Origin of the sequence: Kineococcus haloalkalitolerans, from assembly GCF_050871905.1 — a bacterium.
Taxonomy (GTDB): domain Bacteria; phylum Actinomycetota; class Actinomycetes; order Actinomycetales; family Kineococcaceae; genus Kineococcus.
This window is the reverse complement of sequence record NZ_JBJLSH010000028.1, coordinates 33941-55640: the sequence shown is the minus strand read 5'-3', so window position 1 is coordinate 55640 and position 21700 is coordinate 33941. Positions and strand designations below refer to the sequence as shown.

Annotated in this window: 24 protein-coding genes; 4 read left to right on the top strand and 20 right to left on the bottom strand. The window is 76.1% G+C overall.

Annotation, left to right across the window (positions count from 1 at the left end; all coding sequences use genetic code 11):
* Positions 1-63 precede the first annotated feature (63 nt).
* From ACRYMY_RS12335 to ACRYMY_RS12320, 4 genes are read right to left on the bottom strand one after another with little or no spacing between them, the layout of a single operon-like run.
* Entirely contained in the window at positions 64-999 is a 936-nt protein-coding gene (locus ACRYMY_RS12335; protein WP_432547547.1) for an ABC transporter substrate-binding protein, read from the bottom strand.
* Between the two features lie 44 nt (positions 1000-1043).
* On the bottom strand, positions 1044-1790 hold the full coding sequence (locus ACRYMY_RS12330; RefSeq protein ID WP_432547546.1) for an ABC transporter permease: 747 nt from the start codon (positions 1788-1790) through the stop codon (positions 1044-1046).
* A gap of 1 nt (position 1791) precedes the next feature.
* Positions 1792-2442 carry an ABC transporter permease gene (locus ACRYMY_RS12325; protein WP_432547545.1) on the bottom strand — a complete coding sequence of 217 codons (651 nt, stop codon included), beginning with the start codon at positions 2440-2442 and terminating at the stop codon, positions 1792-1794.
* Positions 2439-3482: an ABC transporter ATP-binding protein gene (locus tag ACRYMY_RS12320; RefSeq protein WP_432547544.1), complete on the bottom strand. Its 1044-nt coding sequence runs from the start codon at positions 3480-3482 to the stop codon at positions 2439-2441. Before ACRYMY_RS12320 ends, ACRYMY_RS12325 begins: the two co-directional genes overlap by 4 nt.
* 169 nt (positions 3483-3651) lie before the next feature.
* Here ACRYMY_RS12320 and ACRYMY_RS12315 point away from each other — a divergent pair, with 169 nt between their 5' ends.
* Positions 3652-4662, top strand: a complete 1011-nt coding sequence (locus ACRYMY_RS12315) for a LacI family DNA-binding transcriptional regulator (RefSeq protein ID WP_432547543.1) — start codon at positions 3652-3654, stop codon at positions 4660-4662.
* Between the two features lie 25 nt (positions 4663-4687).
* Here ACRYMY_RS12315 and ACRYMY_RS12310 read toward each other — a convergent pair whose 3' ends face one another.
* The 5 genes from ACRYMY_RS12310 to ACRYMY_RS12290 all read right to left on the bottom strand — a co-directional run bounded on the left by ACRYMY_RS12310 (position 4688) and on the right by ACRYMY_RS12290 (position 9523).
* Positions 4688-6205, bottom strand: a complete 1518-nt coding sequence (locus ACRYMY_RS12310) for a serine hydrolase domain-containing protein (protein WP_432547542.1) — start codon at positions 6203-6205, stop codon at positions 4688-4690.
* Between the two features lie 78 nt (positions 6206-6283).
* On the bottom strand, positions 6284-7249 hold the full coding sequence (locus ACRYMY_RS12305) for a co-chaperone YbbN (protein ID WP_432547541.1): 966 nt from the start codon (positions 7247-7249) through the stop codon (positions 6284-6286).
* 77 nt (positions 7250-7326) lie between these two features.
* The gene (locus ACRYMY_RS12300) at positions 7327-8337 is read right to left on the bottom strand and encodes a hypothetical protein (protein WP_432547540.1); all 1011 of its coding nucleotides are present in this window, start codon (positions 8335-8337) and stop codon (positions 7327-7329) included.
* Entirely contained in the window at positions 8334-9077 is a 744-nt protein-coding gene (locus tag ACRYMY_RS12295; protein WP_432547539.1) for a hypothetical protein, read from the bottom strand. The genes ACRYMY_RS12300 and ACRYMY_RS12295 overlap by 4 nt, the downstream gene beginning before the upstream one ends.
* Positions 9078-9181: 104 nt before the next feature.
* Entirely contained in the window at positions 9182-9523 is a 342-nt protein-coding gene (locus ACRYMY_RS12290; RefSeq protein WP_369053787.1) for a thiamine-binding protein, read from the bottom strand.
* Positions 9524-9676: 153 nt separating this feature from the next.
* Between ACRYMY_RS12290 and ACRYMY_RS12285 the strand changes: the two genes are divergently transcribed.
* Positions 9677-10834, top strand: coding sequence for a coiled-coil domain-containing protein (locus ACRYMY_RS12285; RefSeq protein WP_432547538.1), 1158 nt, complete (start codon positions 9677-9679; stop codon positions 10832-10834).
* 41 nt (positions 10835-10875) lie between these two features.
* Here the strand turns inward: ACRYMY_RS12285 and ACRYMY_RS12280 are convergent, their stop codons facing one another.
* From ACRYMY_RS12280 to ACRYMY_RS12270, 3 genes are read right to left on the bottom strand one after another with little or no spacing between them, the layout of a single operon-like run.
* Positions 10876-11622, bottom strand: a complete 747-nt coding sequence (locus ACRYMY_RS12280; RefSeq protein ID WP_432547537.1) for an alpha/beta hydrolase — start codon at positions 11620-11622, stop codon at positions 10876-10878.
* A complete protein-coding gene (locus ACRYMY_RS12275) occupies positions 11615-12724 on the bottom strand; it encodes a threonine aldolase family protein (protein ID WP_432547536.1) in 1110 nt (369 codons plus the stop codon). Before ACRYMY_RS12275 ends, ACRYMY_RS12280 begins: the two co-directional genes overlap by 8 nt.
* A 30-nt stretch (positions 12725-12754) precedes the next feature.
* Entirely contained in the window at positions 12755-13039 is a 285-nt protein-coding gene (locus ACRYMY_RS12270) for a hypothetical protein (RefSeq protein ID WP_432547535.1), read from the bottom strand.
* Between the two features lie 279 nt (positions 13040-13318).
* Between ACRYMY_RS12270 and nucS the strand changes: the two genes are divergently transcribed.
* Positions 13319-13999: an endonuclease NucS gene (nucS, locus tag ACRYMY_RS12265; protein WP_432547534.1), complete on the top strand. Its 681-nt coding sequence runs from the start codon at positions 13319-13321 to the stop codon at positions 13997-13999.
* On the opposite strand, the gene ACRYMY_RS12260 is transcribed toward nucS, so the two are convergent.
* A complete protein-coding gene (locus ACRYMY_RS12260) occupies positions 13951-14304 on the bottom strand; it encodes an STAS domain-containing protein (protein ID WP_432547550.1) in 354 nt (117 codons plus the stop codon). The two genes, nucS and ACRYMY_RS12260, sit on opposite strands and share 49 nt — an antisense overlap.
* Before the next feature lie 463 nt (positions 14305-14767).
* On the opposite strand from ACRYMY_RS12260, the gene ACRYMY_RS12255 reads away from it, so the two are divergent.
* On the top strand, positions 14768-15136 hold the full coding sequence (locus ACRYMY_RS12255; protein WP_432547533.1) for a hypothetical protein: 369 nt from the start codon (positions 14768-14770) through the stop codon (positions 15134-15136).
* A 54-nt stretch (positions 15137-15190) separates the two neighbouring features.
* Here ACRYMY_RS12255 and ACRYMY_RS12250 read toward each other — a convergent pair whose 3' ends face one another.
* The 7 genes from ACRYMY_RS12250 to ACRYMY_RS12220 form a co-directional block, all read right to left on the bottom strand.
* Complete coding sequence (locus ACRYMY_RS12250) at positions 15191-15643, bottom strand: DUF2550 domain-containing protein (RefSeq protein WP_432547532.1); 453 nt, start codon at positions 15641-15643, stop codon at positions 15191-15193.
* A 38-nt stretch (positions 15644-15681) separates the two neighbouring features.
* A complete protein-coding gene (locus ACRYMY_RS12245; RefSeq protein ID WP_432547531.1) occupies positions 15682-15954 on the bottom strand; it encodes a F0F1 ATP synthase subunit epsilon in 273 nt (90 codons plus the stop codon).
* Positions 15954-17417, bottom strand: a complete 1464-nt coding sequence (gene atpD, locus ACRYMY_RS12240) for a F0F1 ATP synthase subunit beta (RefSeq protein WP_432547530.1) — start codon at positions 17415-17417, stop codon at positions 15954-15956. Before atpD ends, ACRYMY_RS12245 begins: the two co-directional genes overlap by 1 nt.
* A gap of 51 nt (positions 17418-17468) precedes the next feature.
* A complete protein-coding gene (locus tag ACRYMY_RS12235) occupies positions 17469-18398 on the bottom strand; it encodes a F0F1 ATP synthase subunit gamma (protein WP_432547529.1) in 930 nt (309 codons plus the stop codon).
* Between the two features lie 46 nt (positions 18399-18444).
* Positions 18445-20097, bottom strand: coding sequence for a F0F1 ATP synthase subunit alpha (gene atpA, locus ACRYMY_RS12230; protein WP_432547528.1), 1653 nt, complete (start codon positions 20095-20097; stop codon positions 18445-18447).
* A gap of 221 nt (positions 20098-20318) precedes the next feature.
* Positions 20319-21143: a F0F1 ATP synthase subunit delta gene (locus tag ACRYMY_RS12225; RefSeq protein ID WP_432547527.1), complete on the bottom strand. Its 825-nt coding sequence runs from the start codon at positions 21141-21143 to the stop codon at positions 20319-20321.
* Entirely contained in the window at positions 21140-21697 is a 558-nt protein-coding gene (locus tag ACRYMY_RS12220; RefSeq protein WP_432547549.1) for a F0F1 ATP synthase subunit B, read from the bottom strand. Before ACRYMY_RS12220 ends, ACRYMY_RS12225 begins: the two co-directional genes overlap by 4 nt.
* Positions 21698-21700 lie beyond the last annotated feature (3 nt).

Genomic DNA, 21700 nt, shown 5'->3' with positions numbered 1-21700 from the left:
GGCCCCGGTCCCCTGAGGGGACCGGGGCCGCGTCGCGCGGCGGCCGACCGGCCGCTGCGGGCGTCAGGCCAGGCCGTTGTCGGCCAGGTAGGCCTGGGCGACGGCGCCGGGCGTCTCGCGGTCGACCTGGACGCGCGCCAGGTACTCCGTGAGGTTCTCCGTGGTCAGCGTCGCCGAGAACGCGTTCAGCGCCTCGGTGATCTGCTCGCTGTTGGCCTCAGAGCGGATCAGCGGGACGATGTTCTGCGCCAGGAACAGGTTCTCCGGGTCCTCCAGCGGGACGAAGTCGTTCGTCTCGATGGCCGAGTCGGTGGAGAACAGGTTGGCGACCTGGATCGTGCCGTCCGACAGCGCCTGCACCGTCAGCGGGCCGCCGGCGTCCAGCGGGCGGTACTGCCCGAAGGTGACGCCGTAGACCTGCTCCAGGCCGATGAGGCCCTGGTAGCGCTCCTGGAACTCCGGCCCGCCGCCGGCGGTCAGCTCCCCAGCCACGGGCGCGAGGTCCGCGATCGAGGTCAGCGAGTACTGCTCGGCGGTCTCCCGCGTGACCGTGAGGGTGTCCTTGTCCTCCGCGGCCGCCTGCTCCAGCGTCTCCGTGCCGTCGGGCAGGACGTCCTGCAGCGCGTCGTACACGTCCTCGGGGCTGCTGACGTCCTCCGGCACCCCGTCCGGGCTCAGCGCCGCGAGCAGCGCGCCGTTGTACTCCGGCAGCAGGTCGATGGAGCCGTCCTGCAGCGCGCGCAGGTACACCTCGCGGGCGCCGATGTTGAAGGAGCGCTCGACCTGCACGCCCTCCCCCTCCAGCACCTGCGCGTACATCTCGGCGAGCAGCTCGCTCTCGGGGAAGTTCGCCGAGCCGACGGTCACCGCGCCGGGGGCGCTGGTGGCGTCGGTGGTCTCCTCGGCCAGGGGGTCGCCGCCGCCACCGCAGGCGGTCAGGGCGAGCAGCGGGGCGATCGCTCCGGCGAGCACGGCGCCGGTGAGGGTCCTGCGTCTCATGGGGTTCTCCTGGTCGGGACGGTCCGGGCGCTCTGCCCGGGGGTTCAGGGGGCCGCAGGGGCGCGGCGGTCGCCGGAGGTGGCGGCCTCGGCTGCGGGACGGGTGCCGGCGGTCTCGCGGGCGCGGGCCAGACCGCGCCCCGTGATGCCGGGCGAGACGACGCGCCGCTGGACCAGCGCGATCAGCAGGTCGAGGGCGACGGCGAGGGCGGCCACCACGACGGCGCCGGCGACGACGCGGCCGTAGTCGTTGAGCGCCAGGCCGTCGATGAGCAGCCGGCCCAGTCCGGACAGACCCGCGTAGGCGGCCACCGTCGCGGTGGAGACCACCTGCAGGACGGCGCTGCGCAGCCCGCCCAGCAGCACCGGCAGGGCCATCGGCAGCTCGACGCGGAACAGCACCTGCAGCTCCGTCATGCCCATGCCGCGCGCGGCGTCGACGGCGGCCGGGTCGACGCTGCGGATGCCGGCGTAGGAGGAGGTGAGGATCGGCGGCACGACGAGGACGACGAGCGCGATGACCACCGGGGTCAGGCCCAGGCCCATCAGCGTCACCACCAGCGAGAGCAGGCCCAGGGTCGGCAGGGCCCGGCCGGCGTTGCCGGCGTTGATCGCCAGGAACGAGCCGCGGCCGGTGTGCCCGATCCAGAAGCCCACCGGCAGGGCGATCGCCAGGCCGACCAGGACCGCCAGGCCGGTGTAGCCGAGGTGGGCCAGCAGCAGGTCCGGGATGCTCCCGGGCCGGGACGGGTCCCAGTTGGCCGCGCGGAACAGGTACGGGCTCTCGTCCACGTCAGGCCCTCCCCGCGCTCGCGCGCGTCCACGGCGTCAGCGCCCGCTGCACCAGCACGATGACGAGGTCGGCGACCGCGGCCAGCAGCACGGACAGCACGACCCCGACGAGGATGGGCGCGGTCCAGAACAGCTGGAACCCGCGGGTGAACAGCGCCCCCAGGCCGCCGACGCCGATGAGGGCGCCCACGCTGACGAGGCTGATGTTCGACACGGCCGCCACCCGCAGCCCCGCCAGCACCACCGGCAGGGCCAGCGGCAGCTCCACGGCCACCAGCCGGCGCAGCGGCGTGTAGCCCATCGCCGTGGCCGCCGCGACGACCTGCGGGTCCACCGAGCGCAGCCCGTCGGCGACCGTGCGGGCCATCAGCGCCAGCGTGTACAGGCCCAGGGCGACGACGATGTTCAGCGGGTCCAGGATCCGGGTGCCCAGCACGAACGGCAGCGTCACGAACAGCGCCAGCGACGGGATCGCGTAGACGACGCCGGAGACGTTGAGCAGCGGGTGGTACAGCCACCGGAAGCGCACCGCGAGGTAGCCGACGGGCAGCGCCAGCAGCGCCCCCAGCAGCAGCGGCAGCACGGCCAGCACGACGTGCTGGCGCAGCGCGGCCAGGACCGCGTCGCCGTTCTGCGACAGGTACTGGATCACACGCGCTCCCCGGCGGCGCGCGCCCGGCGCGCGTCCAGGTGGTCGACGAGGTCGTGGTGGGCGACCAGCCCGTCCGCGCGGCCGGCCGCGTCCACCCGCACGGCGACGCCCACGGGCGACAGCAGCGCGAGGTCGGCCACGGTGCGCAGCGAGTCGGCGGCGGTGAACGTGCCCGCCGTGGGCACCGTCCCGTCGGCGGTCTCCCAGCCGGTGGGCCGTCCGGCCGCGTCCAGCACCAGCGCGGCGCCGCGCACCCGCTCGGCGACCGGGCGCACGGGCAGGTCGCCGGCCCCCGTGAAGGACAGCCCCCGGAAGCCGCGGTCGCGGCCGACGAACTCGCGCACGAAGTCGTCGGCGGGCCGCTCCAGCAGCTCGCGCGGCGTGCCGAACTGCGCCAGGTGCCCGCCCTGGCGGAACACGGCGATGCGGTCGCCGAGGACGACGGCCTCGTCGATGTCGTGGGTGACCAGCGCGATGGTCTTGCCCAGCTCGGCCTGCAGGCGCAGGAACTCCCGCTGCAGCTGCTCGCGCACGACGGGGTCCACGGCGCTGAACGGCTCGTCCATGAGCATCACCGGCGGGTCGGCGGCCAGCGCGCGGGCGACCCCCACCCGCTGCTGCTGCCCGCCGGACAGCTGCGCCGGGTAGCGGTCGCCCAGGGCGGCGTCCAGACCGACCCGCTCCAGCAGCGCCCCGGCCGCGGCGCGCGCCTCGCGGCGCGAGCGCCCGGACAACCGCGGGACGGTGGCGATGTTGTCGGCCACCGTGCGGTGCGGGAACAGCCCCGCGTGCTGGATGACGTAGCCGATGCCCCGGCGCAGCGTCGCCGGGTCCTGCGCGGCCACGTCGCGCCCGTCGAGCAGCACCCGGCCGGACGTCGGCTCGACCATCCGGTTGATCATCCGCAGGCTGGTGGTCTTGCCGCAGCCGGAGGGACCGACGAAGACGGTGATCTGCCCGGCGGGCAGCTCCAGGTCCAGGTGCTCCACGGCGACCGTGCCGTCGCCGAACTCCTTGCGGACGGCCTCGAAGGTGATCACGGCTGCTCCGGCTGCTTCGGAGGGACGGCACGGGCTGCACCGGTGCGCCCGGGCGGGGCGCACGGGGGATCCCACCACGGTGAAGCGCTTGACAGCACACTCGGCACGAACCCGGCGCGCACCCGGCGCTCCGGCGCGGTCCCCGGCTCCGCGACGTACCCTGCCCGGCGTGCCCCCCGCCCCGCGCCGCACGCTGCAGGACGTCGCCGACGCGGCGGGCCTGTCGCTGGCCGCCACCAGCTACGCGCTGCGCGGCACCCGCGGGGCCCCGGCCACCATCGAGCGGGTGCGCGCCGTGGCCGCCGAGCTCGGCTACCGCGTCGACCCCATCGCCCGCGCCCTGGCCAGCGGGCGCACCGGCACCGTCGGCGTGGCCGCGGCCCTGCGCGACCTGTGGCAGCAGGACCTGGCCGTCGACCTCAACCACGCCCTGCGCGCCCACGACCTGATGGCCGCCATCGCCGACAGCGACGCCGACCCCGCCCAGGAGCGCCGGGTGCTGGAGCAGTTCGCCGCCCAGCGCGTGGACGGTGTCGTCGCCGTGCCCGCCGACCCGTCCGCGGACTACTGGACGCTGCTCGACCCGGGCACCGCCCTCGTCACCATCGGCGACGCCCTGACGGCCCGCCCCGACGCCTCCGCGGTCCTCTTCGACAACCGGCACGGCGTCAGCACGTCCCTGCGGCACCTGCACGAGCTGGGGCACCGCCGCGTGGCCCTGCTCACCCCCGCCCTGCCCACCACGCCCGGCCGGCCCTCCCAGCTGCTCGCGCAGGAGGTGGCGCGCGAGCTCGGCCTGGAGCTGCCCGTGGCGCCCTCCCCCGCCTCCACGGCCGGCGCGGTCGCGGTGGCGCGCGCCGTGCTCGCGGCGCCGGCGCGGCCCACGGCGCTGTTCTGCCTCAGCGACTCCCTCGCCTACGGCGCCTACCGCGCCGCCCGCGACGCCGGGCTCGACGTGCCCGGGGACGTGTCCGTCCTCGGCTACGACGACCAGGAGCTGGCGCCGCTCGTCGCGCCGCCCCTGACCACCACGGCCTGGGACGAGGACGCCATCGTCGCCGCCGCCCTCGAGCAGCTCCTGCGGCTGCTCGCGAGCGACGAGCGGCGGCCCGAGCCGCCCGGACGGGTGGAGTTCCGCCCCGAGCTGGTGGTGCGCTCCTCCACCGGCCCGGCGCGCTGACCCGCCGCCCCCTCCCCCGGTGACGTCAGGGGCGGGGGCAGCGCAGCTCGGTCAGCGGCGAGCCGTGCAGCGGGCGGGTCCCCCACCGCGCGGTGAAGGTGCCAGCGGTGAGGTCGGCCAGCACGTGCAGTCGGTGCGGGGTCTCGACCAGCACGACGTCCACGGCCAGGACACCGCCGCGCCAGGCCGCCGTGGCCGCCACCGCGTCACCCTCCGCCCAGCCGTCCACGACGACGGGCACCGTCAGCACGGACCCGGGCTCGCGCAGCTGGAGCTCCCACGCACCCGACCCGGCGTCCCCGGCGTCCCCGGCCGGCCGCAGCAGCGCCGAGGTCAGCTGCGGCTGGTCGCCGCTGCTCTCCGCGTCGCCGGGGGCGCGCACCAGCTCCACGCCCGCCGCGCCCGCGGCGAGCTGCGCGGGGAGGTCCGGGGCGCCCTCGCCCGTCAGCGGCGGCAGCGCCAGCCCCGCCAGGCGCCGCGCCAGCTCCGCGTCGCGCTCGCCGGAAGCCGGCACGCCCAGCGCGGGCAGCAGGTGCTCCCACACCGCGTCCAGGACGGCCTGCATGTCCGGCGACTGCGAGGTGATCGCCACCACGGCGTCCTGCTCGGGCAGCACGAGGCAGAACTGCCCGTACGCCCCGTCGCCGCGGTAGCCGTGCCGCGCCCGCCAGAACTGGAAGCCGTACCCGCGCTGCCAGTCCGGGTTCGGCATGCCGTCCGCGCTGTCCACGTGCGAGCGGGTGGCCGTCTCGACCCACTCCGGCGACAGCAGCTGCCGCCCGCCCCACCGGCCGCCGCGCAGGTGCAGCTCGCCGAGCGCCGCGACGTCCTCGGTGCGCGCGTGCAGACCGCTCCAGCCGATCTCGCGCCCGGAGCCGTCCGCGGTCCAGCCGACCTCGCCGATCCCCAGCGGGTCGAACAGGCGCGGGCGCAGGAACTCCGTCAGCCGCTGCCCGCTCTCGCGCTGCACCAGCGCCGCCAGGGAGTACGTGCACGGCTGGTTGTAGGCGAACACCGTGCCCGGCTCGGCGTCCGGGCGCAGCAGCAGGAACCCGCGCACGAGGTCGGCCGGGTCCAGGGCCCTCGCGCGCTCCAGCGTCTCCTCCCGGTGCCCGCTGGCCATCGCCGCGACGTGCCGCACCCGCACGGCCCGGCTGCGCGGGTCGGTGACGTCGGCCTCCAGCTCGGGGAAGCGGCTGACGAGGGTGTCGTCGAGGTCCACGCGGCCGGCGTCGACGAGCAGGCCCAGCGCGGTGGCGGTGAAGCTCTTGCTGAGGGAGTACAGCAGGTGCACGCGGTCGGCCGCGTACGGCGCCCACCAGCCCTCGGCGACCACGGCCCCGCCGCGCACGACGAGGAGGCTGTGCGGCTCCACGCCGGGCGTGGACTCCAGGGCGTCCAGCAGGGCCAGGACGCCGGCGGCGTCGACCCCCCGCTCGGCGGGGGCGGCGCGCGGCAGCCGGTGCGGCGGCGCGCCCGCCGGGAGGTCGGAGGAGGACGTGCCGGTGGGTGCGGCGGGGGGCGTGGGAGCGGCGCTGGTCACGCCGCCGACGCTAGCGGGCCCGCGCCCCGGAGGGCGCCGGCCGTGCGCCGGGGCCCGGGACGGGCCCCGGCAGGTGCCTCAGAAGAGGGCGCGGGACAGCGCCTGGCGGGCCTTGACCACGCGCGGGTCGGCGGTGCCGACGACGGTGAACAGCTCGAGCAGGTGCACGCGGGCGGTGTCGCGCTCCTCCCCGGCCGTGCGCGCCACGACGGCCAGCAGCCGGGCGAAGGCGTCCTCGACGTGCCCGCCGACCAGGTCCAGGTCGGCCACCACGAGCTGCTTGGCGACGTCGTCGGGGTCGGCGGCGGCGGCCGCGCGGGCGGCGTCGAGGTCGACCCCCTGCACGCGGCGCAGCACGCCGGTGCGGGCCAGTCCCTCGGCGGCGTCCGCGTCGCGCGGGTCCTGCGCCAGGGCCCGCTGGTAGGCGGCCGCGGCGCCCTCCAGGTCGCCGGCCGCCAGCGCCGCCCGCGCCTCGGCGTGCAGGGGCGGCAGCTGCGGCTCGGCCGGCTCCGCGTCCTGCTCGTCCCCGCCGGCCAGACGGCCGGTGACGCCGTTGGCCTCGGCGAGCTTGAGGACCTCCTCCAGCAGCGCGCGGGCGTCCTCCAGCGCCGGGTAGGAGCCGGTGAACAGGGGGACGGGCTGCTGCTTGACGACCGCGGCCACCACCGGCAGCGCCCGGGCCTGCAGCGTCTGGACGAGGGTCTGCGCCAGCTGCGGGTTGGCCTGCGCGTCGACGCGCGCGAGCAGGACGCGCCCACCGGCCTCGGCGGCCAGCTGCTGCAGCACCTCCGCGCCGGTGTCGTAGCCCTCGGCCCACAGCTCCAGCAGGACCGGCACCTCGACGGAGCGCTGCACGACCTCCGCGAAGGACTCCTCGCGCACGTCGACGACGAACGGCGAGCCGCCGGCCGCCGCGCCCGAGGGGTCGGCCGCGGCGCGCCGGGCGACCTCCTCGCGGCGGGAGTTGCGGGCGGCCAGGGCGCCCAGGTCGACCGCTCCGCGCAGGTTGAGACCCGGTCCCGGAGCAGAGGGCTGCGACGTCATGGCCGGTAGCTTCTCACGCGCCCCGGAGGCGCCCGGGGGTGGTGGCGGGGTGGTGGCGGGGCCGGCGGGCGCCGCCCTCAGCCCGCCTCGACCTCGGTCAGGCCGCTCTGGACGGCCAGCACCGAGACGACCCCGCCGTCGGTGGGCGGCACGTCGAGGACGACGACCTCCTCGCGCACCAGCCGCGCGCTGCGCGCCTGCTCGCGGCCCGCGAGCGCCGCGGTGACGGGGTCCAGGTCGCCGAGCAGGCCACCCTCGGGGCCGGTGGCCGTCGTCTCCCACCGGTAGCCGGCGACGACGAGGGCGCCGCCGTCGCGGGTGCGCAGGGCGACCAGCGGCCGGTCGTCCGCCCCGTCCAGCAGCTCCCGGGTCTGGGTGAACGTCCCGCCGCCGGCCCGCAGCGCGTCGGTCTGCTCGGCCACGCTGCGCGTCACCTGCTCGCGGTAGGCGTCCTCGGCGAAGTCGGCGTCGGCCGGGCTGGCGTCGCCGTCGGTGAGGACGTCGGCGTAGCGCTGGGCGACCTCGCGGGGGGAGGCGAGCAGGTTGGCGTCCTCGTCGGGCCCGACGGCGGCGACGCCGAGCGCGGGCGCCTCGGTGGTGGGCAGGCTCGCGCCGGGCAGCAGGGACGGCGTCGCCCACACCCGGTACGGCTCGCGCGCCGACGCCGAGCGCAGCACGACCACGGACGGGGCGCTGTCGGCGCCGGGCTCGGTGATGACGAGGAACCAGCGCGGCCAGTCCTCCTCGCGGGGCAGGGAGGAGGACAGCGGGGTCAGCTCGTCGGCGGAACCCGTCGGCGGGGGCTCCGCGCCGGCCTCGCGCACGCGGGCGGCGGCACGGCGCAGCGCCAGCTCGGGACCGGTGACGCGGCCGGCGAGCGCCTCGGGGTCGTCCCCGGCCTCGCGCACGACCCGCACGACGTCGTCGACGACCCGCTCGGCCTGGACGGGCGCGACCACGGGCGCTGGGGAGGCCGGGGCCCGCGGGACGGCGGGCACCGGGGGCAGCTGCGCGCAGCCGGCCAGCAGCGCGGGCACCGCCAGGACGGCCGGCGCGGCGCGGAGGGCGCCGGCGGGGCGGCGGCTCACGCGCCCTCCCCCGCGGCGCGACGGGCACCACGGGTCCCGCGGGTGTGGCGGGCCCGGCGGGCACGGCGGGCACGGCGCTCCTCGACGAGGACGCCGACCGCGCCGAGGACGAGCACGGCGGCGCCGGCCAGCAGCAGCGGCGTGCCCGCGGGGTGGCGGGCGTCGTCGCCGCTCAGCGACCAGGTCAGGCGCAGGGAGTCCACGGCGGTGGTCGCGCCCGCGGCGCCGTCCCCGGTCTCGTCCCCGGCGCCGGTGCTGGTGCTGGTCGCCAGCAGCACCCAGGCGCCGGTGCGGTCGGGGGCGCCGGTCGCCGCGGGGTCCCACACCAGCTCGGCGGAACCCTCGCCACCGGCCGTGAGCGCCCACACGTCGGCCGCGCGCGGGTCGGGCGGCGCACCGGCCTCCCCGCCGGGCTCGTCGGCCGTGGTCAGCCGGGGGTCGTCGAGGTCGCCGGCGACCCCGGTGACGCGCGTGCGCGCGGCGCCGTCGAGCCAGGCCTCGGCGTCGGCGGTGCGGGCGACCCCGAGGAAGACGTCCCCCGGGCCGGTGGCGCGCACGGTGACCGGGGACCCGGTGAGGTCGAGCACGCCCCGGTCGGTGACGGTCAGGGGCGCGGCGGCCCCCGCGGGCGCGGCGGCGGTCAGCCGCTGCGGCGGGGCCAGGACGGTGAGCAGCAGGGCGCCGGTGACGGCGGCCGCGGCACCGGCGGCCAGCAGCAGCCACGCCAGGACCCTCCGCACCGCGATGCCTCCCGCTCCGCTCGACCGGCCCGGCGCGCCCGGGCCGGTGACACCCTACGAGCCGCCGGCGGCTGCCCCGGACCCCTGAGGAGCCCGGGGGGACGTCACTGGCCGCGGCCGGCCTCGCCCTGCGCGCGCTCGACGGCGGCCTCGAGGCGCTCCAGCTTGCCGGTCAGCTCGCCCTCGTGACCTGGCCTGATGTCGGCCTTGAGCACGAGGGACACGCGCGGTCCGTGCCGGCCGACGGCCTCGCAGGCGCGGCGCACGACGTCCATGCACTCCTCCCAGGTGCCCTCGACCGTGGTGAACATGGCGTCGGTCCGGTGCGGCAGGCCCGAGGAGCGGACGACGAGGACGGCGTCGGCGACGGCCGCGCTGACGGAGTCCGGGGCGCCGTCCGCGGGCGCGGGTCCACCGGAGGGGGCGACGGAGAAGGCGACGAGCACCCGGCCACCGTAAGCCAGGCACCCTCGGTGTTGTCTCGACCACACGGCGCGACGGTTCTGCCGCGGTGCGGCCTCGCGCGTCGCGCCCGCGGGCCCCCGGGCGGAAGTACGCTGCGTGCCGTTCCCACCCGCCGTCCCCGCCCGGAGGTCCCGGTGCCCAGCGAGTCCCACGACGCCTTCAGCATCGTCGTCCGCGGTTACGACCGCGGGCAGGTCGAGGCGCGCCTGCAGCACCTCGAGGACGCCCTCGCCGAGGCCCGCGCCCGGGTGGAGGAGACCGACGCGCGCGCCCTGCGCCTGGCCGGCGAGCTCAGCCAGGCCCAGCGCGAGCTGCGCGAGCACGAGCGCCCCACGTACGCGGGCCTCGGCGCGCGCATGGAGAAGCTGCTGCGCCTGGCCGAGGACCAGTCCGGGGAGATCCTGCGCTCGGCGCGGCGCGACGCGGACCGGATGCGCGAGGAGGCGCGCGCCGAGGCGTCCCGCACCCGCAGCCAGGCCGACGAGGACGCCCGCCGCCGCACCGGGGAGGCCTCGCGCGACGCCGAGGAGATCGTCTCCCGCGCCCAGGAGGAGTCCCGCGCCCTGCTGGAGGCCGCCCAGCGCAGCGCCGCCGAGACGACCGCCGCCGCGCAGCGGCGCGCCGAGCAGCTGGAGGCGGGCACCGAGCACGAGCGGGCCGAGACGCTCGCCGCCGCCGAGCGGCAGGCCACGGCCCTGCGCACCCAGGCCGAGCGGGAGGCCCTGGAGCTGCGCTCGCGCACCGAGGCGTCCGTGCGCGAGCAGGAGCTGGCGCTGGCCGCGGCCCGCGAGCAGGCCGCCGAGGAGGACCGCCAGCGCCTGGAGGTCGCCGCGGCCCGCACCGCCGCGCGCATCGCCGAGGCCGAGCAGCGGGCCACCGAGGCGGAGGAGCGCGCCGCCGAGGCGCTGGAGTCCGCCGAGTCCATCCGCCAGGAGGCCGCCGCTCAGGCGGCGCTGCGCGCCGAGACCGCCCGCCGGGAGGCCGACGAGCTGCTCGCCGACGCGCGCGCCCGCGCCCAGCAGATGCTCGCCAGCGCCCGCGAGGAGGCCGAGCGCAGCCGCACCGGCGCCCAGGCCGAGGTGGACGAGCTGATGTCCCAGCGCGACGAGATCACCCAGCAGCTCGACGACCTGCGCGGCCTGCTGGGCCTGCCGGGTGAGCGTGGCGAGCAGGGCGACGGCCCGCGCCGGCCCGTCGTGGACGTCACCGGCGACGAGGTCGACGTCGACGCCGCGAGCTCCGGCAGCACCGCCGCGAGCGCCGGGGCGGACCGGGCGAACGCCCCCGCCTGACCCGTCGCGGGCTTCCCGTCCCGTCCCGCCCGGGCCGCCGGTCAGCCGGCCGGCGGCCAGGTGGTGGGCAGCGGGGATCGGGCGGGGTTGACCCGCGCCACGACCTCGTCCAGCACGCGCCGCACGGCGTTCTCGCCCACCCACAGGTGCTTGGCGCCCTCGACGGCGACCACCTCCGCCTGCGGCAGGAGCGCGAACCGCTCGCGCGCTTCGGCCGGGCGCAGGAAGTCGTCGTGCTCGGGCACGAGCGCCGTCACGGGCTTGCCGAGCTCGGCCCAGGCGCGCAGGTCGTCGTCGGTGGACCAGCGCAGCGGCGGCGACAGCAGGAGGAGCCCCTCCACGAGCGGGTCGCGCCCGTGCACCAGGGCCAGGTCCGTGCCGAAGGACCAGCCCAGCAGCCACACGTGCGGCAGCTCGGAGAACTCGGCGAACTCCAGCGCGGCCGCGACGTCGAAGCGTTCGGCGCCGCCGGCGTCGAAGCTGCCGCCGCTGGTGCCGCGCTCGCTGGAGGTGCCGCGGGTGTTGAAGCGCAGCACCGCCAGGTCCGCCAGGGCCGGCAGCCGGTTGGCCGCCTTCTTCAGCACGTGGCTGTCCATGAACCCGCCCGCCGTGGGCAGCGGGTGCAGCGTGACGAGGGTGGCGACGGGGTCGCGCTCGGCGGGCAGCGCCAGCTCCCCCACGAGCGTCACGCCGTCGGCCGTGTGCAGCTCGACCTCCCGGCGGCGCGCCGGCAGGACGGTGCCGGAGCGGACCTCCTCGACCGCGCCCCCACCCGTTCCCTCACCCACGGCCGGCTCCCAGCTCCTCGCGCAGGGCCGCCAGCAGGTGCGCGACGTCGCCGTCGGCGGTGTCCCAGCTGGCCACCCACCGCACCTCCACGGCGCCGGCGGCGCGAGCGGGGTCCCACACGTGGAAGGGCACGCGCCGCTGCAGGCGCGCGGCGACGTCGGCGGGCAGCTGCGCGAAGACGGCGTTGGCCTGCACCGGCCGCGTCAGCGCCACCGGGTGCCCGGCCCGCGCGAGCGCCTCGACGCCCGCCGCCAGGTCGGCGGCCACCCCGTTGGCGCGCGCCGCCAGGCGGCGCCACAGGTCGTCGGTGAGCAGCGCGAGCAGCTGCGCCGACACGAACCGCGCCTTGCTGACCAGCTGCAGCGACTGCTTGCGCAGCCGCGCGGCGCCCGGGGCGGCGGCCGCGTCGCGCAGGACGACGACCTCGGCCAGCGCCGCGCCGTTCTTCGTGCCGCCGAAGGACACCGCGTCCACGCCCAGCCGGGTGCTCGCGCCGCCGAGGTCCTCCCCCAGCGCGACCGCGGCGTTGGCCAGGCGGGCGCCGTCGACGTGCACGCGCAGCCCCAGCCCGTGCGCCACGCGCACGAGGTCGGCCAGGTGCTCGCGGGAGTAGGTGGTGCCCAGCTCGGTGCTCTGGGTGAGCGTCAGGGCGCCGACGGGAGCGCGCATGGGGTGGCGGGAGGCCTCGACGGCCGGCTGGAGGCTGCCGGGGTCCACCAGCCCGTCGGGCGCGGCCAGCGGGACCAGCTTGGTGCCGCCCACGTGCTCCAGCGCGCCGCCCTCGTCGTGCAGGACGTGCGCCTGGTCCGAGCACAGCACGGACTCCCAGCGCTGCGTGAGCGCCTGCAGCGCGACGACGTTGGCGCCCGTGCCGGTCAGGCACGGCAGGGCGGCCACGTCCGCGCCGAACTGCTCGCGCAGCCGCTCCTCGAGGGCCGCCGTCCACGGGTCGCCGCCGTAGCTGGCGACGTGCCCGCCGTTGGCGGCCACGAGGGCCGCGAGCACGTCGGGGTGCGCCCCGGAGGCGTTGTCGCTGGCGAAGCCCCGCGCGCCCGGGTCGTGCAGGACCGCCGGAGCGGGGGTGCTGACCGCGCTGCTCACCCGGCGACCGTACCCGCCCGCGGCGGGGCCTCAGCGGCGGTGCCGGGCCTGGAAGCAGGCGCGGTGCCAGTGCCGGCGCTCGTCGAGGCCGCCGGCCGGGCTGAACGTGCCGCGCGCCGGCCACACGAGGACGTGGGGGGTCGAGGCGGGCAGCTCCTGCGCGCAGCCGGGGCAGCGGTAGGTCTTGCCCGAGCCGCTGGGGCGCAGCTCGCGCACGACCCACTCGCCGTCGGGTGCGGCCACCGTGCGGTCGACGCCGCGGCCGAGCGGCGCGCGGGGCGGCGGGTCGGAGCGTCGGCGGTTGGCGCGGGGCACGGCGCCATCGTCCCAGCGCGGCCCGGTGGCGGCGCGCGCTCCCCCGGGCTCCCTCGAGCTCCCGCGGGCCGCGGTCCGGCCCCGGACGCACCGACCGGGCGCTGCCGCGGCGGTGTCCCCTCCACACCACCGTGGCGCGCCCGGTTCGACCTCTGATCGCTGCACCCGCCCCGGGTGTTACACACCGGCCGGACGAGGTCCTCGGGACGCCTCCGCGGTGGCGCGACGGGCCCCTGCCGGGGGCCGGGCGGCCGGTGCGGGCACGTAAGCTCGGCGCCCGTGCGCCTGGTCATCGCCCGCTGCTCCGTCGACTACGCCGGCCGTCTGTCGGCGCACCTGCCGCTGGCCACGCGCCTGCTGCTGGTCAAGGCCGACGGCAGCGTCCTCGTGCACTCCGACGGCGGTTCCTACAAGCCGCTCAACTGGATGAGCCCGCCGGCGAAGCTGACGGTGGCCCCGGGTGACGGGGAGGTCGAGCAGACCTGGACGGTGCAGCACCAGAAGACCGACGACCGGCTGGTCGTGCACGTGCACGAGGTCCTGCACGACAGCTCCCACGAGCTGGGCGTGGACCCGGGCCTGGTCAAGGACGGCGTCGAGGCGCACCTGCAGGAGCTGCTGGCCGAGCACATCAGCACGCTGGGCGAGGGCTACCAGCTGGTGCGGCGCGAGTACATGACGGCGATCGGCCCGGTCGACATCCTGGCCCGCGACGCGGGCGGCGCGACGGTGGCCGTCGAGATCAAGCGACGGGGCGAGATCGACGGGGTCGAGCAGCTGACCCGCTACCTGGAGCTGCTCAACCGCGACCCGCTGCTGAGCCCGGTGGCCGGCGTCTTCGCCGCCCAGGAGATCAAGCCGCAAGCACGCACCCTGGCCCTGGACCGGGGCATCCGCTGCGTGACGCTGGACTACGACGCCTTGCGCGGCATCGACGACGGCAGCGCCCGCCTGTTCTGAGCGGCCCGCTCGTCGTCGGCGAGCACGAGCACGCGGTGCAGCTTGGTCACCCGCAGCAGGCGCCACGTGGTCAGCGGCACGCCGGCCAGCACGAGGCGGCGGCCCACGCGCTGGGCCCGGCGGTGGGCCCCCACGAGGACGCCCAGCCCGGTGGCGTCGGCCACGACGGCCTCGTCCAGGTGGGCCAGCAGGTCGCCGGTGCCGGCGTCGAGCGCGGCGTGCAGCCGCGCGCGCACGTCCGGCACGGAGGCGACGTCGAGGTGCCCCGACACGTGGACGACCTGACCGGGCACGGCCTCGACCACGGCGGCGGCGCGCACGCTCCCGCGGGCACCGGCCCGCGCGGCGCGGCGGGCCGCGATCTCGTCGGCGGCCTCGAGCGCGACGCGCCCCACCGATCGCTCTGCGACCTGGATCGCCATTCTTCCTCCCCCGAGGACGCCGGTCGTGGTCTCCGGCTCAGACGCGGCGGAGCGCCGCCCGGTTGCACGCGGTCGCCGACGAACAGCACGCGGCGTCGTGCGCCGCTCGTCGTGGTCCCGCGAACACCGTGACGTTCGGTATCCACCGTGATCACACAGTGCCACCAGTCAGGGCTGGACGGGTGACATCGGCGGCAGCGTTGCCCAACGGTGACCTGCCCGAGACGCCGCGGTCGCCGGGCCGCCCGCAGCGCTGGCGCGGAGTCCGGGCGGGGACCGGCGGCGGCCGCCGGGACGGGTCCCGCGGAGGGCTGGCGGGGGCAGCGGGCGGGAGGACACTGGAGCCGTGTCGGCCTTCGCCTCGTGGTCCTCGGCCTTCGGCTCCTACTCCTACGCGGTCGGGCCCACCATCGCCTTCCTCGCCGTGGGGGTCCTCGTCCTGCTGCTGCGCTGGACGTTCTCGCGCGGGCACTCCCTCGTCGAGCGCCGGCCCGAGCGGGGCGGCAGCGACGAGTACGGGCTCCTGGAGGCCGTCTCCGCCCCCGAGACCTTCATCGAGGCCGAGGTGCAGCGCCGCACCCTCCTGGACGCGGGCATCCGCGCCACCCTCGCCCCCACGACGGAGGGGCCGCGCGTCATGGTCTTCCCCTCGGAGGCGAACATCGCCCGCGCCGTGCTGGCCGGCGAGGGTCGCCCGCCCGCGACGCACGGCTGACCGGCCCGCACCTGGCCCCGGGACCCGGCCTCCGGGACCCGGGGCGCGCGGGGTTCAGGCCACGTTGACGTTCTGCCCGGGCGGGGCGGACTCCAGCCACGAGGCGAAGCCCGTGTAGGCGTCCTCGCCCATCGCCAGTTCGAGGTCGGTGGCGAGGAGCCCCTCGCGCAGGCGGCACTCGACGACGAGCGCGCCCGGCTGCACCGCCACCGCCTCCTGCTCGCTGGGGTCGCGCCGACCCACCACGTCGAGCGCCCCCCGTGCGTAGGAGCACGAGGGGCGCGGGGACAGCGAGAAGGTGCGGTACCAGTCGAGGCGGTCGGAGCGGTAGGCGGCCACCCCGAGCGCCCAGCGGCCGTGCCCGGCGGCCGGGCGGCGCACCGAGCAGTCGAACGTGCCGAGCCGCCGCTCGAGGCGGCGGCGGCGCAGCACGACGAGGACGAGCGTGAGCAGGAGGAGCAGCGCGCAGGCGCCGGCGATCTCCAGGGAGATCAGCAGTTCCCGCACGCGGCTCCTCCGGCAGCTCGTCCGTCAGCGACCGCGGCTCAGCGGCCCGGGCCGGAGCCGACGTCCACCGACTCGGCGACGATGGTGACCCGGTCGTGGTCGACGGAGAAGAACCCGCCGTCCACGGTGGCCGTCAGGTCGTCCGAGCCGGCACCGGAGATGTGGACCTCACCCGCGCCCAGCACCGCCAGCAGCGGCTCGTGACCGGCCATGATCCCGATGTCGCCCTCGGTGGTGCGGGCGCGCACCAGCGAGGCCTCCCCCGACCACACCGAGCGGTCGGCGGCGACGAGCTCGACCTGCAGGGGCATCAGGCTCCGGTCTCCTTCTGGATGCGGGACCAGTTGCGCTCGACGTCCTCGAGGCCACCGACGTTGAAGAAGGCCTGCTCGGCGATGTGGTCCATCTCGCCGTCGGCGATGGCCTTGAAGCCCTCGATGGTGTCGCGCAGCGGCACGGTCGAGCCGGGCACGCTGGTGAACTTCTCCGCCATGTAGGTGTTCTGCGAGAGGAACTGCTGGATGCGCCGCGCGCGGCTCACCGTCAGCTTGTCCTCCTCGCTGAGCTCGTCGACACCGAGGATGGCGATGATGTCCTGCAGCTCCTTGTTGCGCTGGAGGATCTGCTTGACGCGCACCGCGGTGTCGTAGTGGTCCTGCGCGATGTACAGCGGGTCCAGGATCCGGCTGGTCGAGGCCAGCGGGTCCACGGCCGGGTACAGACCGCGCGAGGCGATCTCGCGGGACAGCTCCGTCGTGGCGTCCAGGTGCGCGAACGTCGTCGCCGGGGCCGGGTCGGTGTAGTCGTCGGCCGGCACGTAGATCGCCTGCATCGAGGTGATCGAGTGGCCGCGGGTGGAGGTGATGCGCTCCTGCAGCACGCCCATCTCGTCGGCCAGCGTCGGCTGGTAGCCCACCGCGGAGGGCATGCGGCCCAGCAGCGTGGAGACCTCGGAGCCGGCCTGGGTGAAGCGGAAGATGTTGTCGATGAAGAGCAGGACGTCCTGCTCCTGCACGTCGCGGAAGTACTCCGCCATCGTCAGCGCGGACAGGGCCACGCGCAGGCGGGTGCCCGGCGGCTCGTCCATCTGGCCGAAGACGAGGGCCGTCTTGTCGAAGACGCCGGCCTCGGCCATCTCGCCGATGAGGTCGTTGCCCTCACGGGTGCGCTCCCCGACGCCGGCGAAGACCGACACACCGCCGTGGTTCTGGGCGACGCGCTGGATCATCTCCTGGATGAGGACCGTCTTGCCGACGCCCGCACCGCCGAACAGGCCGATCTTGCCGCCCTGCACGTAGGGGGTCAGCAGGTCGATGACCTTGATGCCGGTCTCGAACATCGTGGTCCGCGACTCGAGCTGGTCGAAGTTCGGCGCCTTGCGGTGGATGGGCCAGCGCTCGGTCACCTCGAGGCGCTCGCCCTCCTCGAGGTTGAGGCAGTCGCCGATGGCGTTGAACACGTGGCCCAGGGTCACGTTGCCGACGGGCACCGAGATCGGGGCGCCGGTGTCGACCACGGGGGCGCCGCGCACCATGCCGTCGGTCGGCTTCAGCGAGATGGCCCGGACCATGTTGTCGCCCAGGTGCGAGGCGACCTCGAGCGTCACGGTCGAGGTCTCGCCGCCCAGGGTGACCTCGATGGTCAGGGCGTTGTTGATGTCGGGCATCGTGTCGACGGAGAACTCGACGTCGACGACGGGCCCGATGACGCGGGCGATGCGGCCGGTGGCGCCACGGTCGGTGGTGCCCGGCGCCTCGGTGACGGTGGCGGTCATGAACGGCTCCTCGGTTCCTTCAGCATCTGGGGCGTGTCGGGGCGGGCGGGCTCAGCGGTCGGCACCCGAGGCCGCCAGCGCGTCCGCGCCGCCGACGATCTCGGTGATCTCCTGGGTGATCTCCGCCTGGCGCGCGTTGTTGGCGAGCCGGGTCAGCTTCTTGACCAGCTCGTCCGCGTTGTCGGTGGCGGACTTCATGGCCCGCTGGCGAGCCGCCAGCTCGGAGGCCGACGCCTGCAGGAGGCAGTTGTAGATGCGGCTGTTGACGTACTTGGGCAGCAGCGCGTCGAGCACCTCGTCGGGGCCGGGCTCGAAGTCGTACAGCGGCTCCAGCTCGCCGCCACCGCCGTCGCCGGCCGAGGAGGACGTCTCCACGCCCTCGACGACCTCCAGCGGCAGCAGGCGGACCACCCGGACCTCCTGGGTGACCATGCTGACGAAGTGCGTGTAGACGACGTGGATCTCGTCGACGCCGCCCTCGTCGTGCTCCTTGCCGAAGTCCTCGACGAGGCGGTCGCCGATGGCCTTGGCGTCGGAGAACTGCGGGCTCTCGGAGAAGCCGACCCACTCCTCGGTCACCGTGCGGCGCCGGAAGCGGTAGTAGCCGCTGGCCTTGCGGCCGACGAGGTAGGGCGCGACCTCCTTGCCCTCCTCGCGCAGCAGCGTCGTCAGGCGCTCGCCCTCGCGCAGCACGTTCGCCGAGTAGGCGCCCGCCAGGCCGCGGTCGGAGGAGCATAGGAGCACCGCGGCACGGCGCACCTGCGCCTTCTCCGTGATGAGCGGGTGCTCGAGGTCGTTCGAGTTGGACGCCGCCGCCGACACCGCCCGCGTCAGCGCCCGCGCGTACGGGGTGGAGGCCCGCACCGCCGCCTGCGCCTTCACGATGCGCGAGGCGGCGATGAGCTCCATCGCCCGGGTGATCTTCTTGGTCGCCTGGACCGAGCGGATCTGCTGCCGGTAGGCCCTCAGCTCGCCTGCCACGTCGTTCTCCTCTTCCTCGCGTCCGCCCGGTCCCTGTGCAGCGTGCTCAGCCGCGGCGGGCGGCCGTGGCGCCCCGGCGGGTGGTGATCTGCTCCTGGGAGACGTCGTCGGCGTCGGCGGCCGGCTCGTCGGACTCCACCGGGGCGGCGTCCTCGCTGGAGGAGAACTGCTGCTTGTAGTCGGCGATCGCCTGGGCGAGCGTCTCCTTGGCGCCGTCCTCGAACTTGCCCGACTCGCGGATGCCCGCGAGCACGTCGCCGTGCTCGCGGCGCAGGTAGTCGAGGAACTCGCGCTCGAAGCGGCCGACGTCGCTGACCGCGACGGAGTCCAGGTGGCCGTTCGTGCCGGCCCAGATGGAGACGACCTGCTCCTCGACCGGGAACGGCGAGTACTGCGGCTGCTTGAGCAGCTCCACGAGGCGGCTGCCGCGGGCGAGCTGGTTGCGCGAGGCCTGGTCCAGGTCGGAGGCGAACATGGCGAACGCCTCCATCGCGCGGTACTGCGCCAGGTCGAGCTTCAGCGTGCCGGACACGCCCTTCATCGCCTTGGTCTGGGCGGCGCCGCCGACGCGGGACACCGAGATGCCCACGTCGATGGCGGGACGCTGGTTGGCGTTGAAGAGGTCGGACTGCAGGAAGATCTGCCCGTCCGTGATCGAGATGACGTTGGTCGGGATGTACGCCGAGACGTCGTTGCCCTTGGTCTCGATGAAGGGCAGGCCCGTCATCGAGCCGGCGCCGAGCTCGTCGGACAGCTTCGCGCAGCGCTCCAGCAGGCGGGAGTGCAGGTAGAAGACGTCACCGGGGTACGCCTCGCGGCCCGGCGGGCGGCGCAGCAGCAGCGACACCGCGCGGTAGGCCTCGGCCTGCTTGGACAGGTCGTCGAAGACGATGAGGACGTGCTTGCCGTCGTACATCCAGTGCTGGCCGATGGCCGAGCCGGTGTAGGGGGCGAGGTACTTGAAGCCGGCCGGGTCGGAGGCCGGGGCGGCGACGATGGTCGTGTACTCCATCGCGCCCGCCTCCTCCAGCGAGCGGCGCACCGAGGCGATCGTGGAGCCCTTCTGGCCGATCGCGACGTAGATGCAGCGGACCTGCTTCTTGGGGTCGCCGGACTCCCAGTTGGCCTTCTGGTTGAGGATCGTGTCGATCGCGATGGCCGTCTTGCCGGTCTGGCGGTCACCGATGATCAGCTGGCGCTGGCCGCGGCCGATCGGCGTCATGGCGTCGATGGCCTTGATGCCGGTCTGCAGGGGCTCGCGGACCTCCTGGCGCTGCACGACCGAGGGGGCCTGCAGCTCCAGGGCGCGGCGGGTCTCGGCCTCGATGGCGCCCAGGCCGTCGATGGGCTGGCCCAGCGGGTCCACGACGCGCCCCAGGAAGGCGTCGCCGACGGGCACGGACAGGACCTCGCCGGTGCGGTGGACCTCCTGGCCCTCCTCGATGCCGGCGTACTCGCCGAGGACGATGACACCGATGTCGCGCACGTCGAGGTTCTGCGCCAGGCCGAGGGTGCCGTCCTGGAAGCGCAGCAGCTCGTTCGCCATGACCGAGGGCAGGCCCTCGACGTGGGCGATGCCGTCACCGGCGTCGACGACGCGACCGACCTCCTCGCGCGCGGCGGTCCCGGGGTCGTACGACGCCACGAAGGCGTCGAGAGCGTCCCGGATCTCCTCCGGGCGGATGGTCAGCTCGGCCATGGGGTGCCCTGCTCTCCTTCTCGGTCCTGCTGCTGGGTCGTGCGGGGTGGTGCTGGGTCCTGCTGGTCCTGCTGGTCCTGCGGAGCCGCGCGGCGGTGGTGCTGTCCTGCTGCGCGCGTCCGGCGGGCGGGGTCGGCGGCGGTGCCCGGTGCCGGTCTCGCCGGTGGTCTCCCGCTCATTCTCCCCCGCCCGCCGCGCTGCTGCGTGCGCAGGCGGTGCGCTCAGCCCGCCAGGCGGCGGCGGGCCTCCTCCAGGCGGGTGGAGACGGCGCCGTCGATCACGTCGTCGCCGACGCTCACGCGCAGCCCGCCCACGAGCGAGGCGTCGACGTCCACGTTCAGGCGCACCGGACGGCCGTACTGGCGGCCCAGCGCGGCGGCGAGGCGCTCGCGCTGGGCGTCCGTCAGCGGCTGGGCCGTCACGACGTGCGCGACCAGCTGGCGGCGGCTCTCGGCCACCACCTCGACGTACTCCTCCAGCAGCCGCTCGGCCCGCACGCCGCGCGAGGACGCGGCGACGCGGCGAGCCAGCTGCACGGCCTCCGGGGAGGCCTTGTCCACGAGCAGCCGCGCCGCCAGGGAGGCGCGGTGGGCCGCGGGGGCGCTGCGGTCGGCGAGGGCGTCGCGCAGCGCGGGGTTGCCGGCGATGATCCGCGAGAAGCGGAACAGCTCGTCCTCGAGGGCCTCGCCGCGCCCGGCGCGCTCGGCCCGGGCGACGACGGCGAGCACCGCGAGGCGCTCGGTGGCGTCGGCCAGGTCCCGGGCGGCCGTCCACCGGCCGGCCGCCAGCACGGCCAGCGCCTCCACGGCCGGCGCCGAGACGCGGCCGGTGAAGGTGCGCCGCACGAAGTCGGCCTTGCTCTCCGCCGGGCGCGCCGGGTCGGACAGCGTCCGGCGCAGCCCGATGGACTCGTCGAGCAGGGAGGTCAGCGCGAAGAGGTCGTCCCCGACGCGGCCGGGATCGGCCTCCTCGTGCGCCAGCTGGCGCTCGAGGACCTCGCCCGCAGCGGTGAGGTTCGCCCTCGCCGAACCGGAGTCGAGGCTCATCGACGCGTCGCCCCCGTGGCCTCGCCGCGCTCGACCTCGGCGAGGAAGCGGTCGACCACGCCGGACTGGCGGGCCGGGTCCTGCAGGGACTCGCCGACGATGCGCGAGGCCAGGTCGGTCGCCAGGCGGCCGACCTCCGCCCGCAGCGACGCGGACGCCTGCTGGCGCTCCGCCTCGATGGTGGCGCGGGCCGAGGTGGTGATGCGCTCAGCCTCGGCCTGCGCCTGCTCGCGCATCTCCGCCACGATCTGCGCGCCCTGGCGGCGCGCGTCCTCGCGGATGCGGTTGGCCTCGCCGCGCGCGTCGGCGAGCTGGGCCTTGTACTCCTCCAGCGCGGCGTTGGCCTCGGCCTGAGCGCGCTCGGCCTTCTCCACACCGCCCTCGATGGCCGCACGACGCTCCTCGAAGGCCGTCTCGAGGCGCGGCACGACGAGCTTCGACACGAGGAAGTACAGGATGGCGAGGAAGATCAGACCGACGATCAGCTCCGCGGGGTGCGGGATGATCGGGTACGCGTTCTCCCAGAAGCCGCCTTCCTCGGTGGCCGCTTCCATGAT

Coding starts and splice junctions, on each gene's coding strand:
- ACRYMY_RS12335 (WP_432547547.1), bottom strand. CDS start 999: ATGAGACGCAGGACCCTCACCGGCGCCGTGCTCGCCGGAGCGATCGCC.
- ACRYMY_RS12220 (WP_432547549.1), bottom strand. CDS start 21,697: ATGGAAGCGGCCACCGAGGAAGGCGGCTTCTGGGAGAACGCGTACCCG.
- ACRYMY_RS12225 (WP_432547527.1), bottom strand. CDS start 21,143: ATGAGCCTCGACTCCGGTTCGGCGAGGGCGAACCTCACCGCTGCGGGC.
- ACRYMY_RS12245 (WP_432547531.1), bottom strand. CDS start 15,954: ATGCCCCTGCAGGTCGAGCTCGTCGCCGCCGACCGCTCGGTGTGGTCG.
- ACRYMY_RS12305 (WP_432547541.1), bottom strand. CDS start 7,249: ATGACGTCGCAGCCCTCTGCTCCGGGACCGGGTCTCAACCTGCGCGGA.
- atpD (WP_432547530.1), bottom strand. CDS start 17,417: ATGACCGCCACCGTCACCGAGGCGCCGGGCACCACCGACCGTGGCGCC.
- atpA (WP_432547528.1), bottom strand. CDS start 20,097: ATGGCCGAGCTGACCATCCGCCCGGAGGAGATCCGGGACGCTCTCGAC.